Genomic DNA, 16,971 nt, shown 5'->3' with positions numbered 1-16,971 from the left:
CTTTTTTGAAAGCACGCTATGTCGATTGACCTTTGCAAGGTGATGGACCTTCCCATTCACAAGGACCCTCGCGGGAACCTGACCGCGATCGAAGGAGGGGTGCACATTCCTTTTGAAATCCAGCGGGTCTACTACCTCTACGACGTGCCAGGCGGCTCCGAGCGGGGTGGTCATGCTCACAAAGGTTTGCATCAATTGATCATCGCTATGTCAGGCAGCTTCGATGTGGTGCTCGACGACGGCAAGGACAAGCGCAGAGTCCATCTGAATCGCTCTTACCAGGGTCTGTATGTGTGTCCGATGATCTGGCGCACCATCGACAACTTCTCTTCGGGTTCCGTGTTGATGGTGCTGGCCTCCAACAAGTACACCGAAGATGACTACTACCGCGAATACAGCGATTTCATGAGAGCACGGTGGCAAGCATGAATATTCCCTTTTTGGATCTGTCGGCCATGCACGACAGCATGCGCCCCGAGCTGGATGCGGCCTACAAGCGTGTCCTTGGCTCCAGCAGCTTCATTCTGGGCAAGGAGGTGGAGCTGTTCGAGTCAGAGTTTGCTGGCTACTGTGGCACTCGGCATGCCATCGGCGTGGCCAATGGCCTTGATGCATTGTTTCTTGTCCTCAAGGGCATGGACATCGGTGCAGGGGACGAGGTCATTGTCCCGTCCAACACCTACATCGCCACCTGGCTGGCAGTGTCTTATGCGGGCGCAACGCCCGTGCCCGTGGAGCCTGATCCGCTGACGTTCAATCTGGATGCGTCCCGCATCGAGGCCGCGATCACGTCGCGCACGCGCGCCATCATGCCGGTGCACCTGTATGGACAGCCCGCCGACATGGATGCCATCAGCGCGCTGGCCTCGAAGCACGGACTGAAGGTGCTGGAGGACGCTGCCCAAGCGCACGGAGCCCGATACAAGGGGCGGCGGGTGGGCGGTCTGGGGGATGCCGCAGGCTTCAGTTTCTACCCGGGGAAGAACCTTGGCGCCCTGGGCGACGGAGGTGCGATCACCACCAACGACGACGCACTTGCAGCGCGTTTGCGGGTACTGCGCAACTACGGATCGGAGCGCAAGTACCACAACGAACTCAAAGGCTTCAACAGCCGGCTCGATGAGTTGCAGGCGGCCTTCCTGCGCGAGAAGCTGCGTCTTCTGGACGGCTGGAACGTACAGCGGCGCCGTATCGCCGATCAATACCGTGTGGCTTTGGAGGGTTGTGGTCTTGGGGTGCCCCACGTACCGGATTGGGCAGAACCCGTCTGGCATCTGGTGGTGGTGCGCTCTGCTCGCCGGGATGCGCTGGCGGCGGCGCTGGCACAGCGAGGCATCGGCACCGTGATTCACTACCCTGTGGCGCCTCACCGACAACCTGCCTACGCAGAGTTGAATCTCGGTGCCGGCAGCCTGCCGATCGCAGAAGCCATTCATGAAGAGGTGCTGAGTTTGCCGATCTGGCCTCAGATGGCGGTTGAGCAGGTCGACGCGGTGATAGCGGCGTGTCGTGACGCCGCAGCTACTCTTTGACATCCAACGCGTTGCCCCTTCACATGCCTTTGCAAGCGATCCAGGAAAACCGATGCTGACCGAGCGCCTTGCAACGCCTTCGCCAGCCGTGACCGTCATTGCGCTGTGTTTCAACCATGAGCGCTTCCTGACGGAGTGCCTGGACTGCATCGCTGCACAGACCTTTCAGGACTTTCAGCTCATCGTCACAGACGATTGCTCCAAGGACGATTCCGCCCAGTTGATTGAAAATTGGTTGGCACGCCATCGGCCGGATGCGCTGTTCATTCGACACAGTATGAATGTGGGCCTGTGCAAGACGCTCAACGAGGCGCTGGTACAGGCGCGAGGCGAGTTCATCAGCATGGTGGCCACGGATGACGCGTGGGAGCCCGACAAGATTGAGCAGCAGCTGACAGCAGCGAGGCAAGCTGGCCCTCAAGTCGCGGTGGTCTATTCAGATGCCTCCCGCATGGATGAGGACGGCACGCGGCTGGAGAAAAATTTCATCGAGTCCCACACTCCAGAGTGCACGTGTCCTTCGGGCATGGTGTTTGCTGAGCTTGCTACCCGCAACTTCATTCCCGCGATGTCCACCCTGATCCGCCGCCAGGCGCTGGTGGATGTGGGTATGTATGACGAGCGCCTGGTCTATGAGGACTACGACATGTGGCTGCGTCTGGCTGCAAAGTACGAGTTCGTTTACCACCCGGCGGTTGTGGCGCGTTACCGCATCGTGTCCACCTCGCTGGTGAGAACGACCTTTGTGAAACCCTCGCCACATTACATGTACACGGTCTGCCTCATTTGCATGAAATGGTTGCCCGGAGAACGTTTGAGCACGAGTCAGCGCACAGCGTGGCTCACGAGACTTTGGGATGCCGCATATGGCTTGTACGTGGTTAATGACCCACGCGCTGCCGCCTGTTTGTTCAGGGCCGCTTGGTACGGTCGCAGCCCTTATGCCGCTGTACTCGCCTTGACGCAGGCTCTTGGAATCTCTCGCGACTTGGCCAAACGCCTTACCGGTCGCGGTTCTTGAGCTGTTTTCCGTTGCGCGTGGGGCAGGCTTGAGCAGGTCTCAACGCGTTTTGTGAGGATCTTCACGAATCAAGTCGGGCGGAATTTCACAGGCTGATGTCACCATGCTTGAATACCCCAAGGGGTTCAAGCGATGACCGGCTTGGCAGCAGTTTGGCTGCGCTCGTGGGTTGAGGTTGGATGCCTTCAACTGCAATCCACACATGAATTCTGCTCAATCCACCCCGCTGGTCAGCGTCATTGCCCTTTGCTTCAACCACGCCCGCTTTGTTGTGGAATGTCTTGAAAGCATCCGGGCACAAACCTTCCAGGACTTTGATCTGGTCATCATGGACGACTGTTCGTCCGACGATTCGGTGGCGATCATCACCGACTGGATCGCTCGCACAGGAACACAGTGCACGTTCGTTGCACACAAGGTGAATGCCGGCGTTTGTCAGACCCAGAACGAGGCCATTGCGTTGGGTCGAGGGGAGTTCCTTTGCGTGATCGCGGCCGATGACCGGTGGCGTCCTGATCGGATCGAAAGTCACTTGAAGGCCTTCGCTGCACTGCCTCCCGATGTCGCGCTGGTCTACTCGGATACCGCGCAGATCGATGAGCACGGTAACGCGCTTCCCGAAACGTTTCTGGAGGGCCAGCGCCCTGGTTTCAAACTGCCTTCCGGCCGGGTTTTTGAAGAGTTGATCAACAGAAACTTTGTACACCCGGTGTCTTCGACGATGCGTCGCGACGCGGTGTCGAAGGTGGGCGGGTATGACACCCGACTGACGATTGAAGACTACGACATGTGGCTGAGACTGGCCAATGAGTACCAGTTCGCATATGTCGAAGGCATCTACTCCGACTATCGAATCGTCTCCACCTCGTTGACCCGAACCTTGTGGGTGGCGCCGAGCGCGCGATTTGTCTACGGACAGTTCCTTTTGCGAGAAAAGTGGATTCCCAGCGGGCTGCTGAACGCCCGTCAGCGCAAGATCTGGAGCGATCACCAGTCGGAGTTCGCCTATTGGCTGTACTTTCACGGGGATCCAAGGGCGACGCGTTGCTTGTGGACAGCTGCCCTGAGGACCAAGCGACCGCGCTTCTTTGCATTGGCGACGCTGTCGGCTCTGGGCGTGCGCAGGCAGCGAGCCAAACGCGTCGCCACTGCACTCGGGCTCGTCAGGGATAATTGAAGATCACGGCGGTTGGCGGATCACCAACTCGTCGATTTTTTGATCTCACGTATCCGGACGCAATGCTGAAATCCTCGATTCGAGTTGGCTTCGTGTTGCTCTCAAACACGCAAAACGCCATTCCCAGCACCCGCATCGTCGTGCTCAACATGCTGCCTTATTTGCGGGCAGCCGGGTTCGATCCCCACATCGTTTTTGAACCCGACACCAGCACCAAGACGCCCGATGTGTCGGGGCTGATCGACAAGATCAAGGCAGGCAACTTCCAGGTGGTGGTGCTGCAAAAGGTGTTTGGAGACAGCGTTCTGGAACTGGCCCGTGAACTCCGGGAGGCTGGCATCAAGACGGTGTTTGCCATCTGCGACTTCGTGAACCCGGTGATGTGCGATGCCACCGACGCCACCATCGTGGTGACGGACTACTTGAAGAGCCTCTACCCCAAGGAACAGCACGCCAAGGTGTCGGTGGTGCACGACGGGGTGGAGCGGCCGCAATTTCACAAGACCGACTGGGGCAACCACACAGGCTCCAGTGCTGAGCCGCTGAACGCCGTGCTCGTCACATCGGCGTCGCTGGACCGCCTGCCTTTGCTGGGCAACCCGCCGAGCTGGCTCAAGGTGACCATCGTTGGCCGCTACTCGCCAGCTGGTTTGCGGTTGCGTCGTTGGCGTGAATACCAATGGGCAATGGCCGCCAAGCAGGGCATGGCCGAGCGTTGGCGTTTTCTGCGTTTCCTGGCCAATCGCCGCATTGCCTGCGAAGCCTGGGGTGCCGAGTCGGTGTACGACGCGATGCAGCGTGCCGACATCGGCATCATTCCGATCGAGGTGGATCCTGTGCGCGACCCCACGGGGGAGTGGAAGGTCAAGTCTGAAAACCGGCTCACGCTCAAGATGGCCATGGGGCTGCCGGTGGTGGCCACGCCCATCCCGTCCTATGAGCCAGTCATCGAGCAGGGTGTGAACGGATTCCTGGCGCGCAGCACGGGTGAATGGCTGCAGCACCTGTCGGCCCTGCGAGACCCTGCCTTGCGCAAGCGTGTGGGGCAGCGGGCTCGGCAGACGGCGTTGGAGCGCTACTCGATGGACCGACAGGCCGAGAAGCTGATCGCGGTGTTGAACGGTTTGGTGGATGGCCCGGCACGAGATGCCTTGTCACCGGAACAGGCGAGGGCGTGATGGCGGATTCAAACAGTCGGTACAACGCGCCAGCCATCGTGGTGGGCGGTGGTCTCAATGCGCTGGGGGTGGTGCGCAGCCTCGGGCAGGCCGGTGTGCCGGTGCATGTGCTTGATACAGACCCTCGCTCACCAGCCATGCGTTCGCGCTTCGCCGCCGCGCACGTTGTCAGTTCGCTTGATGGGTCGGCATTCATGGCCGAGCTTCAGCGTGTGGCAGCCCAATTGGGTCCCCAGGTGGTGCTGTTTCTGACCGAGGAAAAGACGGTCAACACGGTCTCGGAATGCCGCACCAGCCTGCCGGCCTCGTTGTTGATCCGCCTGCCCGAACACCGGCGCTTGATGGAGCTCATGCACAAGCAGGGTTTTCAGGAGCTGGCAGAGGCCTTGGCCGCGCCGGTGCCGCGCACGGTGAGACTGCAAGGCTCTCAAGATCTCCCCAAGGTGCGCACGCTGAATTACCCCTGCGTGTTGAAGCCCAGCGAGAAGAGTTATGAATACGGCGCGCGCTTCAAGAAGGCCTACAAGGTGGCGTCGGCCGAGGAGGTGGATGCGCTCTACCGCGAGATTGAGCCGGTGCTGGCCGACATGGTGGTGCAGGAGTGGATCGAAGGCGGGGATGGCGACATCTATTTCTGTCTTCAATACATCGGCGGGGACGGGCAGGTCGTGAGCTCGTTTCCAGGTCGAAAGATCCGCTCTTGGCCGCCCCGCATTGGGGGCACCGCCAGTTGCACAGCCGCCTGGGAACATGCGCAGGAACTCAGCGACACCACGGCGGCATTCTTCAGGCAGGTCGGGTTCACCGGCATCGGCAGCATGGAATACAAGCGCGATGCGCGCGATGGGCGTTTCTGCATGGTGGAGCCCACCGTGGCCCGCACCGATTTTCAGGAAGAGGTGGCCACCCTCAACGGATGCAACCTGCCGTTGGCCGCGTACTGCCATGAGCTGGGTTTGCCAGCGCCAGCGGTGAATCTCGTCCATCCGCCCCGCGTCTGGCGCGATTCGCAGATCGACCGGTGGTCCCAGGAGGAGAGTGGTGACCCGCCAGACACGGCATCGCGTTCGCATGCCGTGTATGACGCATACCGCCGCTGGAACGACCCCATGCCCTGGCTGGACCATGTGGGTTCCCGGCTCGTGCAGCGTCTCAAGCGCTGAGCCGTCGTTTCACGCCAGGCCCAGCCCTTGAAGCGCCAGCCCATTGCCTTTGCCGACTGGTCGGGTCGCGAATACGCGGCCATCGCGCGCTGTCTGCTGAGCGGCCGTGTGCACCAGGGGCCTTACCCTGTGTTGCTGAGGGAGCGGCTGGCGCAGATGTATGCACCGTCCACCGTGCACCTCACCAACTACGGGCATCACGCCATCGAGATCGCGCTGGGCATTTTCAAACGACTGCGTCCTGAGCGCGTGGAAGTGATCGTGCCGGCCTATATCTGCCCGAGCGTGATCCAGACCGTGGAAGCTTGCGGCCTGCGCGTGCGCAGCGTGGACGTGCAGGACGATCTGAACGTGAGTCCCGCCGATGTACAGGCTGCGCTGGGTGCCGACACGCTGGCGGTGATCGCGCCGCACATGTATGGCTGCCCGGCCCGCATTCATGACATCGAGTCCTTGTGCAATGCGGCAGATGTGTTCCTGATCGACGACGCCGCCCAGGTGGTGGGCGTGCGACAAGACGGTCGCCTGCTGGGCACTTTTGGTGACGCGGGCCTGATCAGCTTTGCGCAGTCCAAGACCATCGTGACCGGCATTCGAGGGTCTGGCGGCGTGTTGCTGGTCAACCGGCCGACATGGGCAGAGCAGGCCAACCGGGCTTGCGCCGCCTTGCCACCGGCCAGTGGCCGGCTCGGGCCGCTGGCCGACTTTCTCTGGAACCATGTCGGCCATGTTTACACCGGCCACTCCGGCTACTACCTGGGCCGTGCGCTGGCCGTGCTGGGACGGACGCCAGTGGCCGACCAGCGGGCCACGCAGATCAGCCACCTTGAGGCGGGCATTGCGTTGGCCCAACTGGGTCGACTCGATTCCCTGTTGCAAGACAAGGTGCGCATCGCGCAGGCCTATCACCAGGCCTTGCGGGCTTACCCCCGTCTGCGGTTTCCGCAGTTCGCGCCGGGACGATTTCTCGCGCGGGTGATGTTGCTTCTGCCCGAAGGCTCGGACTTCGAAGGCGTTCGGCGCGAAGCCAGGAGCCGCGGCCTTCAGACGCGCACGGGTTATGCGGCTCATGTTTCACCGGGTTCCGAGGCGCCAAAAGCACAGGCCATGGCAAGGCGGTTGTTGGGGGTGCCTTGCAGGCCGGGCATGAGTCAGGCGGATGTGACTTCGATCTGTGAAGAACTGAATGCCTCAGTGGAGCGCGTCGCAAGCCGTTGAGCCATGTGGCGCGTTGTATGCGCGCTTGCAAATCGAGTTGCCGTGAGGGAAGTCCTTCCGCGTCACAGTCTTCATGTATCTCCACAAGTATGGGTCCATGGCGTCGGATACATTTGCACCAGAATGTTACAAACATTCAAACAAGTTCATTGTGCAAGTTAGGTTCGATCGGCGGTTTCAATGCTGGATGTGTTCTTTACGGTGGATGTCGAGATCTGGTGTGAGGGATGGCAGGACATCGACAAGCAGTTTCCGGAGGCTTTCCGCCGGTACATCGAAGGTCCTACCAGCAAGGGAAGGTATGGTCTCCCGTACCAGATCGAAGTGCTCAACCAGCACAACCTCAAAGGTGTGTTTTTCATCGAACCCCTGTTCGCAATGCGTTGTGGCCAACAGGCGCTGGACGACATCGTGGGGCTGGTGCGCCAGGGGGGACAGGAAGTTCAGCTGCACTTGCACACGGAGTGGGTGAACGAGTCGCGGGAGCCCTTGTTTGAAGGCTATCAACCCAAGCGGCAGTATCTTCGGCATTACAACCTGGCGGAGCAGACCCGCTTGATTGCCAAGGGCATCGAGATGCTGCACAAATCCGGGGTGCAGGACATCAACGCCTTTCGCGCTGGGAACTTTGCCTTCGACCGCAATACTTTGTCGGCGCTGGCGGCGAACAAGATTCCTTTTGACAGCAGCTACAACGCGAGCATGTTCGGGTCTGACAGTGGTTTCATGCCGGGTGTTCAACTCGTCGAGCCTATCGAGTGCGAGGGGGTTCACGAATACCCCATGACTGTCTTCAATGACGGCACGTCCACGTTGCGCCACACGCAGTTGACGGCCTGCTCATCCGAAGAATTGCTGAGCCTGTTGTGGCAAGCGCTGGAACAGCGTCGAAACTCGTTCGTGATCCTGTCGCACGGATTCGAGCTGCTCAACAAGGCCAAGAACAGCCCGGACGACGTGGTGGTGAGACGCTTTCACAAGCTGTGTGCGTTTCTGGATCGCCACCGCGATTCGTTTCGCACTTGCGGTTTTCGTGGACTCACCCCGACGTCGGTGACGGCGCAGCCAGGACCGCTGAAATCTCCTCTGAGCCGCACCGGCGCGCGCATGATGACGCAGCTGTACCGGAACCGATACGGATGAATGGCGCCCACCTGGGACGGCTGGACTCAGACAGGAAATCAATGCTCAAGACACCAGAGACAACACCATTGAACGCTTCGCATGATGGACCCCGTGTTCAGGACCTTGTCGCCGACCAACGCTTCCGCCAGAAAATCCGCGATCTGCTTCGCGGTGACCCGGATTCCATCTGGCACGGTGGCTACGTCGACCACGTCTGGGAGAAGTGCCGTGAGCCGCTGGTGCAATACCTTCGGAAAACCAAGGCGAGGCGCGTGCTCGAATTTGGGTGCAACATCGGCGCGACTTCTGTGGTGCTCGCCCACCTGGGTGTGAAAGTCGATGCGGTCGACATTGACCGCAAGTACATCGACATTGCACAGGAGAACGCGGCCCGGTACGGGTTTTCCCAAGAAGTTCGGTTCAGTTGCCATGCCGACAGCACAGTGCTGCCCTGGGAGGATGAGACCTTCGATTTCATCGTCTGCAACAGCGTGCTTGAGTACGTGCCCTTCGCGATATTGCCAGCGGTTTTGTCGGAGCTGGGTCGGGTGCTTGCGCCTGGCGGCATCCTGTTCGTGGCAGGAACGTCCAACCGCCTGTCGCCGATTGAAATCCATTCCAGGCGGTGGTTCATCAACTACCTGCCCAGGCGCTTTGGGCCGGCCGCGCACGACGTTGAAAGAGGGCTCTTCCCCTGGGAAGTGCTTCGCGGCTTTCCAGGCTACGCGCAGCTCGATGTTGAAGATCGGTCAAGGACTTACTTCGATTGGAAGAAGAGTTCGGGAATGTCCGCCCCCAAACGCGCCGTGCTCAATGCCGTGGATGCGATGAGCCGGCCGTTCGGGCTGCCTGTGGCGCTGCTGCTGCCGAGCTTTTCCACAGCGGTGCGAAAGCCAGCCTGAAGTGGCCCGGCGCTGGCAACGTTGCTCATGTGTTGCAGGGCTAAGCGCTTCGCTTCTCGATGTTGAACTCGCGCTCGTAAATGCCCAGCAGCGTCTGCGCCATCGCATCCACGCTGTAGCGCAACTTGTATCTGGCGTGTGCCGCCTGGCCCATGGACTCACGTTGCAACGGCGTCAACGCCGCCAACCTGTCCATGGCCTGTGCCAGAGGAGCCGCTTCACCCGGTGGGACGAGGTGTCCTTCAACGCCTTCATCAATGACGTCGGGAATGGCGCCCACAGACGTGGCCACCACCGGCAGGCGCGCAGCCATGGCTTCGAGGAGTGACATGGGCAAGCCTTCGGCCAGCGAGGGGAGAACAAATGCGTCAGCCCGAGCCAGGAGTTGTTGCTTGGCCTCGCCCACCACAGGCCCCAGAAGGGTGGCGCGCTCCCCCAGCCCGCGGCGCTTGATCTCTTCGCCCAACCACTGCGCGTAGCCAGGCTCGCCTTCGTTGCCAGCCAGGTGCACGCACCAGTCGACCTGGGCAAGTTCCAGCGCATCGAGCAACACCGGCACACCTTTGAGGCGGCTCAAATTGCCCAGAAACAGAAAGGTGGGGCGGTCGTTGGCCCCGCGTTGAGGAGCAACAGTGGGCTCGGCCACGCCGTTTTGCAAGACGGCGATGTGACTGCCTGGCAACCGTTGCCCCAATCGCTCACGCCAGTCTTCGGACAAGGCGAGCACGAGATCGGCCCGGCGCGCGATGTATTGTGCAATGCGCAGCATGGCGGGGTTGAGCCCGTCGAGAAAGGTGTCGAACAGTCCACCGTGCACGTGCAGCACCACCCGGCAGCCGTGCCGGCGTGCCACGAAGGCGAGCAGGCCGTCGAGGAAGAAGGTGAAGCCGCTGCAAGTGTGAATATGGGCAATGGTGCCGGGTTGACCGGCCAGCAGGGCGGACCAATCGCGCATCAACCGCAGACGTGCCTGGATGCCTTGCAGCAGGGTCCGGTTGGCGGCTGTTTTCTTGCCGGTGTCGAACAGAATCAGGTGGGTCTGGCTGGCCAGTTGGGACTGGCTGAGCGCTCCCACCACCGAGGCCATGCCTCCGATGGCCGGCGGCAACGGCCCGCTCATGACCACACGAAACGGGCGGGCGGTAGCGCCGTTGCTGGGGAGGGAAGATGTCATGCCGGGAGAGCTGGGTGAATCAAGGCGCATGGCCTGCTGCTGCAATGTCCACGGAGCGCGGAAGGCCGCAGAACAGGTCTCGGTAGTACTGCATGACGACGGACAGGCTGTGGCGTTGGCGTGCCGAGTTCAATGCGGCCGCTGCTTGTTCGCGTCCCGACCCCTGGAGTTGTTCGAGCAGCTGAGACTTCAGGGCCTCGACATCCCCCGAAGCTACAAGACTGCCGCACGCACCATGCTCCAGCAACTCGGCATTGCCGCCCACATCGGTGACCACAATGGGCAAGCCCGTGGCCATGGCCTCTTGCAGGGTGCACGAGGTGCCTTCAGATAGCGAGGGCAGAACGAAGCAGTCCAGCGCGCGCAGGATATCGGCCACGTCGCTGCGCACGCCGGGCAGCCATACCCGGTCTTCCAGGCCCGTCGAGCGCACGCGTTCGCCGATCTCGTCGAGCAGTGGGCCGTCGCCCACCATGACCAGGCGCAAGCGCTCGGTGCCCGCCATGCCGGAGCGGGCCAGGCTGATGAATGCGTCCACCAACATCAGAGGGTTCTTGATGTGCACCTGCCGCCCCACGGTGCCGATGACCCAATGCCGACCGCGCTCGAAAGGAAAACCGGGTGGTGCAAGATCCTGCGCATGGGGTGGCCTGAACATGTGCGTGTCCACGCCGTTGGGAATGAGGTGAACGTGCGCTGGCGCCACGCCCAGCTTGCGCTGCAGGTAGCCCTGCAGTGGCTTGGACACGGCAATGAACTCATGCACAAAGGGTTTGTAGATCTTGCGCAAGGTGAGGTAGCGGGAGCCCTTGGTGTTGATCTCGCCCATGTCCATGCCGTGCTCGGCGTGCACCCGCAGGGGAACACCAGCCAGCGCCGCCATGGGCATGAATTCCAGGGCCGCCAGGTTGCAGGTGTGCACCACGTCGGGTTTGAGGCGGCGCAACAGACGGAACGTCCTGGGGTACAGGGCGAAAGGCTGCCCCGGGGGTTTGTTGAGGCAGATGACATTGACGTCTTTGCGTTCAATGCGCTGGACAAACTGTGGGTCCGCGTCGGTGATGGCCACCACGGTGTGCCGGAACTCCCCGTGGGGCAGGTGGTTGATGAGCTGGACGACGACGTTCTCGAGACCGCCGGTGGTGAAGCGGTAGATGAGGTGAACGACGTGGCGGGGGGGAGTGGGCATCTGGGGCCTGACAAGGCTGTCAGAAGGTTTTGAGCAGGTGGCAAGGGTACTATGTTCGTATTTCTGCAACCCCTTTCGCACTTGCCAATAGTTGTGACGAAGCATAGCCACGTAGGTTTGTTCAGGTGAACGCAGCGCATCGTGGCGGCGAGGTGCCGCTCCTCCGTTCGCGGGTTGCCGGTTCTGTCGAGGTCGTGCGGCTTTGGCGGTGGTTGCTGTTGGCGAGCATTCTGTTCGTTGTGTACGGCAGCTTGGTTCCGTTGAATTTTCAGCCCTTGCCATGGGCTGAAGCCGTCGCCCGGTTCATGGCGTTTGCGGCAGACGATCTGGACATGGGCTCCCGCGTCGACAAGGCCAGCAATGTGCTGCTGACCATTCCAGTGGCCTTTGCGGCGGCCCAGTGCCTGTTGCCCGGGCGCTCGTGGATGGGCGCCTGGATTCTGCGGGGCTTGATTGCGGCGGGCATTCTGTTGATGGCTGTGGGTGTTGAGTTCGCGCAGCAGTTCTTTCCCCCGCGCACGATGTCCTGGAGCGATGTGGTTGCGCAGAACCTGGGCACAGTCATTGGATTGCTGGCGCAGCATCGATGGGGTGCGGTGGTGTCCGACTGGCTGCTGGGTTGGTGGCGCCGCGAGCGCAGTTCTGCGCGCTTGAGCCGTGCGCTCAAGGCCTATCTGGCGGTTCTGCTGGGCTTCGGCCTGCTTCCACTGGATCTGACCATCAACCCTGTGGAGCTCTATCACAAGTGGTCCGAGGGACGCGTGATCCTGATGCCGTTTGCGGGCTTGACTGGCGATGTCTCCGAGCGGGTTTACGAGTGTGTGTCCGACATCGCCATCTGGCTTCCCGTGGGCGTTTTTCTGTATCTGTCGGGCCCCTTGAGCTTGCGACAAACCTTGCTGCGCGGGCTCATGATGGGAGCAGCGATCGAGGGGTTTCAACTGTTCGTGTTCACCCGGGTCACCGACGTCACGGACGTGTTGCTGGCGGGGATGGGTGTGGTCCTGGGCAGTGAGTGCGCCCGGTTTTGGAGCTTGGCCTCGGCGCAAGCCACCCAGCGCATTGGAGCTGGACGCTGGCTGAGTGCCTGGGCAGCATGGCTGGTGTTGGTGTTGGTGGTCTTCTGGTATCCATTCAGTTTTCGCATGCCTTCCGGCGACGAATGGATGTCCTGGCTGCGGGTTCCTTTCACCACCTATCAGTTGGCTGACGAATACCGCGCCATCAATGAAGTACTACGGCGTATTGGCTTCTTTCTTCCCGGCGGGGTGCTTTGGTTCATGACCCTCAATGCCTGGGCCCAGGGGAAGGTCGCCCGGGTGTCGGGGGCCGCCGTGCTCTTCTTGTTGGTGGTGGCTGTTGTGGTGGAGACCGGACAGGTCTTCCTGCCCGGCAAAGTGGCTGACCTGACCGATGCGGGTCTGGCCTTTCTGGGGGGGATTCTGGGTTTTCGACTGGCTCGCTGGCTGGTGTCGACGGCACCATCGCTGCCTCGCCTGCCCGAGGTGCAATTCGTTCCGGCACCGACCGTGCGTGCGCGGGCTGCCGCGCCGTTGGCAGCGGTGCCTGCCCGCGGCGGCGTGCGTCTCCATGTGGGTTGTGTACTGGCTTTGGCGGTCGCGTTCTCCGTGGCCGCGAACCTTCCGGGCGTGCCCTACAACGTGCGCGAACTGATCGCCGTTGGCCCGTGGGGCCTTGTGTCGTCAATGTCCATGGCCATCTGCCTGTTTCTCCTGGCCAATGCCCCCCTGGTGCTCTTGAACCGCTCGCCGTTGTGGGTCTTTGCGGCACCCCTTGGCTTGCCGCTCATCGGTGCACTTTGTTATGGACTGCTGCGCGTGGGCGTGCCGCTGGAGAGCATCCACGATGTGGTGGGATCGCCAGTCCTGGATTGGCCCTGGGAGTGGGAGCGGCTGCTGCGCTTCATGGCCCTGTGGACGTCCATCGGAATTCAGGTGGGGTTGGCCTGCCTGTTTGTAGCCCTGCTCATGGATCCGCACCGATTGCCCACCTTCGTCAATGGGCTGTTGGTGGCCGCCGTGCTCGCCTACCCACTGTATTGGGTCGTCGTGGACCAGGCGGCGACCGACAATCTGATCGAGCTCATGGCCAGCCAAGCGGCCTTCTCTGCGGCCTCCTGGCTGGCGCTGGGGGCGTTGGGAATCTGTCTCGCGGCGTCTTCGCTGTCGGTGCTGATTGCTGTGCCCAGCCGTTGGCGCAGTCTGGTGCCAACGGTGGTTGTTGGAACGCTCGTGGCACCCTTTGCGATCCTGGCGGGGTTGGAGCAGAACGTCATCAAGTACGAGAAGGTGTTTTCAGCGTTGCAGTTTTTGCTGAGCACCGACCGGACCCAGTATGTGACGGGTGCGGCGCTCTGGAGCCGTTTTGTGTTCGTGCTCGCGGTATTGGTCTGTGGCCTTGCTGTGCTGCAACTGGTCGGCTGGCGCTTCACATCGGCCTTAAAGCCCCGGGTACATCGGCGAGCGCACATCCATTGACCTTCAGCGAATCGATACCCCTCGTGGCCCCGGACGATCTTTTTTACAGCCAGGCTTGGTTCGACAACCTTTGTGCGCATGGCTTCACTCAGGCGCCGACGTGCTACCGGGCCGTTGCGAATACCCCTGCTGGGGCGGTTCAACTGCCCCTCATGCAGTTGGCACCTGCGGGCCATCTCACTGCGCAGTCCAACTACTACAGCTGCCTCTACGGTCCCGTTGGGCCGACGAACGCGCTTTGCGAGACTGGATGGACATCGCTCGTGCATGAGGTGCGATCGCTTCCCGGCAGCGCCGTGATCCAGTTGCAACCACTGAGTGGTGATGCCGAGTGGCTGAGCGCGCTGGAGAGTGAACTGCGGGCGCAGGGCTACTTCATTTCCCGGTTTTTCTGCTTTGGCAACTGGTATCAGCCGGTCGCCAGCGGTGGGTTTGCTGCCTACTGGTCAGAACGCCCATCTCCCCTGCGGCACAGCGTGGAGCGTGGCCGTCGTCGACTGGACAAAGCGGGCTCCTGGCGTATCGACATCGCGACCAGCGAGGCAGATGACCTGGACGCCGCCATCGAAGCCTATGAAACGGTCTATGCCCAAAGCTGGAAACAGCAGGAGCCTTGCCCCGGCTTCATGCCGGGGTTGATCCGCACGGCGGCCCGCGAAGGCTGGTTGCGTCTGGGCGTACTCAGGCTCAATGAACGCCCCCTGGCCGCTCAGCTCTGGTTGGTGCACGGCGGCAAGGCCAACATCTACAAGCTGGCTTACGTTGAAGGGTTCCAGAAATTGTCGGCGGGGTCCGTGCTCACGGCTGCACTCATGGAGCATGTGATGGACACTGATCGTGTGCAGGAGGTCGACTACCTCATTGGAGACGATGCTTACAAGGCCGACTGGATGGCTTCACGACGCGAACGGGTGGGTTTGTTGGCCTGTGACATGCGCCGCTGGCGCGGCTGGTTGGCCGCTGGGCGTCATGTGCTGGGGCGCTGGCGCCGTTCGGTGAAATCGATGTTGACGACGGCCTGATCCAGCTGGGAGACAAACGCTCAGGACGTTGGTGCAGGCTCTTCGTTGGTGCTCAACTGTGTCTGCATGAACTGGAGAATGGTGGCTTCGCGCGCGCCGAGCATGCGTTCCATTTCGGTGGCGCTGATGATGTAGACGCGCCGCGCGGGCTGGACATTCGGGTTTATCGGGCCCACGGCCACAAAAGGAAACCCCAGCCGGGTCAGGAGCCGGCTGAAGAGGTTGTCCATGGCAGCCATGCAGTAGTCAAGACCTGTCTGGCGGCACAGTTGGTACACCTCGCGGTACATGCCCAGCACAAGCTCGGGTTGGTGATGCCGCACACCATCGGTCTTGAGGGTCATCTCGCTCTCGGGGTCACCTTGAATCGGTTTGCCCTCGTCGGAGTGACGGCGGCGGAAATGCGGTGTCACGGCCAGTCGGGAGATTTCTCCAATCTTGTCTCCTGTCGCGCTGGCGTACGGGAGTGGTCGATCGATCACGTAGCGTTGCTCGACGTTCAGTCCGTGCTCGTTGGGCATGATGATCCGCATGAAGCCTGCCACCACGCCGCTGGCCTTGTGGCGCGCGATGAAGTGCCGGCTGTTGACGTCGTAGGGGTCCGTTTCGATGGGATGCCCACGGCTGGAAAACATGCCTGGCGCGTCGACGCGGCCGAGCTCTTCGCAGAACACCAGGTACCGAGCTTCGAGATAGTCTTCGAAATCGGAGGTGCCTGGAATGACTTCGTAGAAGGAGAAGTACACGGTTTCCATTGCACGCCTCTGTGGTGCGATCCTATGCGCGCTCGCCAGAGACGATGAACACGCCGGCAGAGACGAGGCGCCTGCCGGCAGCCACGTCGGCGGACAGGTCGTCGAACAGCTGGGGCAGATCCACCAGGTCACCGAGCAGCGACGCCTTGTAGCCGAGCAAGATGTTGAACAGGACCGGGAAGGGGAGCTCGCTGCTGGTGAGCATCATGACCCGCGTTTTGACGTTCGTGAAGCCGGCCCTGAGCATCATCTCCTGCATCTTGCGACCTATGAATCGGTCACCCCCCTGGCTGGCTTGAATCGCCTGCGCGCTGCTCAGCACATGGCTCACGCGCGGCTCCTCGGGGTGAAAGAGCACCAGGCCATCGTCGGAGTCGACCGCGCAGAAACGCCCACCCGGGCGTGTCACACGAAACACCTCCTGCACAACCGCGTCGGGCTTGGGCACATGCTGAAGCACGAACCGTGTGTAAGAGAAATCGATGCTCTGGTCCGCCAGGGGCAAGGCGTCACCATAGGCCTGGTGGGCAAACAACCCACGGGCGGGTTTCTGTCGCACATTGCCTTCGAGTTCGGCGATCAGGGTCGGGCTGGGTTCTACCGCGTGCAGGCTGCCTTCGGGTGCCAGCTCGGCCAGCAGATCGGAGACAAAGCCCGGGCCGCTGCCGATTTCCAGCACATCGTGTGAGGCCTGGATGCCGGCTCCGCGCAGTATCGCGGCTTCCATGCCGCGCACGGCCTGGGCCTGCTGCTGCAGGCGTTGTGTTTGAAAACGCGCGTCGTTGAGCGCTTCGAATTGGTACGAACCGGTGTTCATGCCCTGCTTGCCTCGCCGTCAGCGGGGGCGACCGGAAAGCAGCATCCCTGGATGCGAAGGTGAGCGCACATCGTTTTTTCCCTCCTCAAGCCTGCGTTGTACGAACATTGTATGGATGGGTGGTCATTTGAGAACTCATGATCAACCCTATCACTTCGTTCGCCGCAGCTCATTTCATTATGCTCGCCGGTCATGCGCAG

The 16,971-nt window shown here is 61.4% G+C and carries 15 protein-coding genes; 11 read left to right on the top strand and 4 right to left on the bottom strand.

Features of this window, described 5'->3' with window-relative positions; all coding sequences use genetic code 11:
* Positions 1 to 18 precede the first annotated feature (18 nt).
* From V6M63_RS06960 to V6M63_RS06920, 9 genes are all read left to right on the top strand, one after another.
* Positions 19 to 429 (top strand): sugar 3,4-ketoisomerase, encoded by a 411-nt coding sequence (locus V6M63_RS06960; protein ID WP_332740820.1) that lies wholly within the window; start codon positions 19 to 21, stop codon positions 427 to 429.
* Positions 426 to 1,532, top strand: coding sequence for a DegT/DnrJ/EryC1/StrS family aminotransferase (locus tag V6M63_RS06955; protein WP_332740818.1), 1,107 nt, complete (start codon positions 426 to 428; stop codon positions 1,530 to 1,532). Before V6M63_RS06960 ends, V6M63_RS06955 begins: the two co-directional genes overlap by 4 nt.
* A gap of 52 nt (positions 1,533 to 1,584) precedes the next feature.
* Positions 1,585 to 2,553, top strand: coding sequence for a glycosyltransferase (locus V6M63_RS06950; protein ID WP_332740816.1), 969 nt, complete (start codon positions 1,585 to 1,587; stop codon positions 2,551 to 2,553).
* Positions 2,554 to 2,755: 202 nt separating this feature from the next.
* Positions 2,756 to 3,730, top strand: a complete 975-nt coding sequence (locus V6M63_RS06945) for a glycosyltransferase (RefSeq protein WP_332740814.1) — start codon at positions 2,756 to 2,758, stop codon at positions 3,728 to 3,730.
* 92 nt (positions 3,731 to 3,822) lie between these two features.
* Positions 3,823 to 4,908, top strand: a complete 1,086-nt coding sequence (locus tag V6M63_RS06940) for a glycosyltransferase family protein (protein WP_332740812.1) — start codon at positions 3,823 to 3,825, stop codon at positions 4,906 to 4,908.
* Positions 4,908 to 6,071, top strand: coding sequence for a carboxylate--amine ligase (locus V6M63_RS06935; RefSeq protein ID WP_332740810.1), 1,164 nt, complete (start codon positions 4,908 to 4,910; stop codon positions 6,069 to 6,071). The genes V6M63_RS06940 and V6M63_RS06935 overlap by 1 nt, the downstream gene beginning before the upstream one ends.
* A 27-nt stretch (positions 6,072 to 6,098) precedes the next feature.
* Positions 6,099 to 7,289, top strand: coding sequence for a DegT/DnrJ/EryC1/StrS family aminotransferase (locus V6M63_RS06930; protein WP_332740808.1), 1,191 nt, complete (start codon positions 6,099 to 6,101; stop codon positions 7,287 to 7,289).
* A gap of 180 nt (positions 7,290 to 7,469) precedes the next feature.
* The gene (locus V6M63_RS06925; protein ID WP_332740806.1) at positions 7,470 to 8,432 is read left to right on the top strand and encodes a polysaccharide deacetylase family protein; all 963 of its coding nucleotides are present in this window, start codon (positions 7,470 to 7,472) and stop codon (positions 8,430 to 8,432) included.
* 41 nt (positions 8,433 to 8,473) lie between these two features.
* Complete coding sequence (locus V6M63_RS06920; protein ID WP_332740805.1) at positions 8,474 to 9,316, top strand: class I SAM-dependent methyltransferase; 843 nt, start codon at positions 8,474 to 8,476, stop codon at positions 9,314 to 9,316.
* Between the two features lie 40 nt (positions 9,317 to 9,356).
* Here V6M63_RS06920 and V6M63_RS06915 read toward each other — a convergent pair whose 3' ends face one another.
* Positions 9,357 to 10,490, bottom strand: coding sequence for a glycosyltransferase family 4 protein (locus V6M63_RS06915; protein ID WP_332740803.1), 1,134 nt, complete (start codon positions 10,488 to 10,490; stop codon positions 9,357 to 9,359).
* Positions 10,491 to 10,509: 19 nt separating this feature from the next.
* Positions 10,510 to 11,679, bottom strand: coding sequence for a TIGR03088 family PEP-CTERM/XrtA system glycosyltransferase (locus V6M63_RS06910; RefSeq protein ID WP_332740801.1), 1,170 nt, complete (start codon positions 11,677 to 11,679; stop codon positions 10,510 to 10,512).
* Positions 11,680 to 11,804: 125 nt separating this feature from the next.
* On the opposite strand from V6M63_RS06910, the gene V6M63_RS06905 reads away from it, so the two are divergent.
* Positions 11,805 to 14,177 (top strand): VanZ family protein, encoded by a 2,373-nt coding sequence (locus V6M63_RS06905; protein WP_332740799.1) that lies wholly within the window; start codon positions 11,805 to 11,807, stop codon positions 14,175 to 14,177.
* A 23-nt stretch (positions 14,178 to 14,200) separates the two neighbouring features.
* Positions 14,201 to 15,199 (top strand): GNAT family N-acetyltransferase, encoded by a 999-nt coding sequence (locus V6M63_RS06900; RefSeq protein WP_332740797.1) that lies wholly within the window; start codon positions 14,201 to 14,203, stop codon positions 15,197 to 15,199.
* Between the two features lie 20 nt (positions 15,200 to 15,219).
* Here V6M63_RS06900 and V6M63_RS06895 read toward each other — a convergent pair whose 3' ends face one another.
* Together V6M63_RS06895 and V6M63_RS06890 are read right to left on the bottom strand one after the other, a co-directional pair.
* Positions 15,220 to 15,954: a PEP-CTERM/exosortase system-associated acyltransferase gene (locus tag V6M63_RS06895; protein ID WP_332740795.1), complete on the bottom strand. Its 735-nt coding sequence runs from the start codon at positions 15,952 to 15,954 to the stop codon at positions 15,220 to 15,222.
* A gap of 22 nt (positions 15,955 to 15,976) precedes the next feature.
* A complete protein-coding gene (locus V6M63_RS06890) occupies positions 15,977 to 16,771 on the bottom strand; it encodes a methyltransferase domain-containing protein (protein ID WP_332740793.1) in 795 nt (264 codons plus the stop codon).
* Between the last annotated feature and the right edge of the window lie 200 nt (positions 16,772 to 16,971).

This window comes from Hydrogenophaga sp., from assembly GCF_036675665.1.
Lineage (GTDB): Bacteria > Pseudomonadota > Gammaproteobacteria > Burkholderiales > Burkholderiaceae_C > Hydrogenophaga.
The sequence above is the reverse complement of the archived record's forward strand: the minus strand, read 5'-3'. Positions and strand labels throughout refer to the sequence as shown.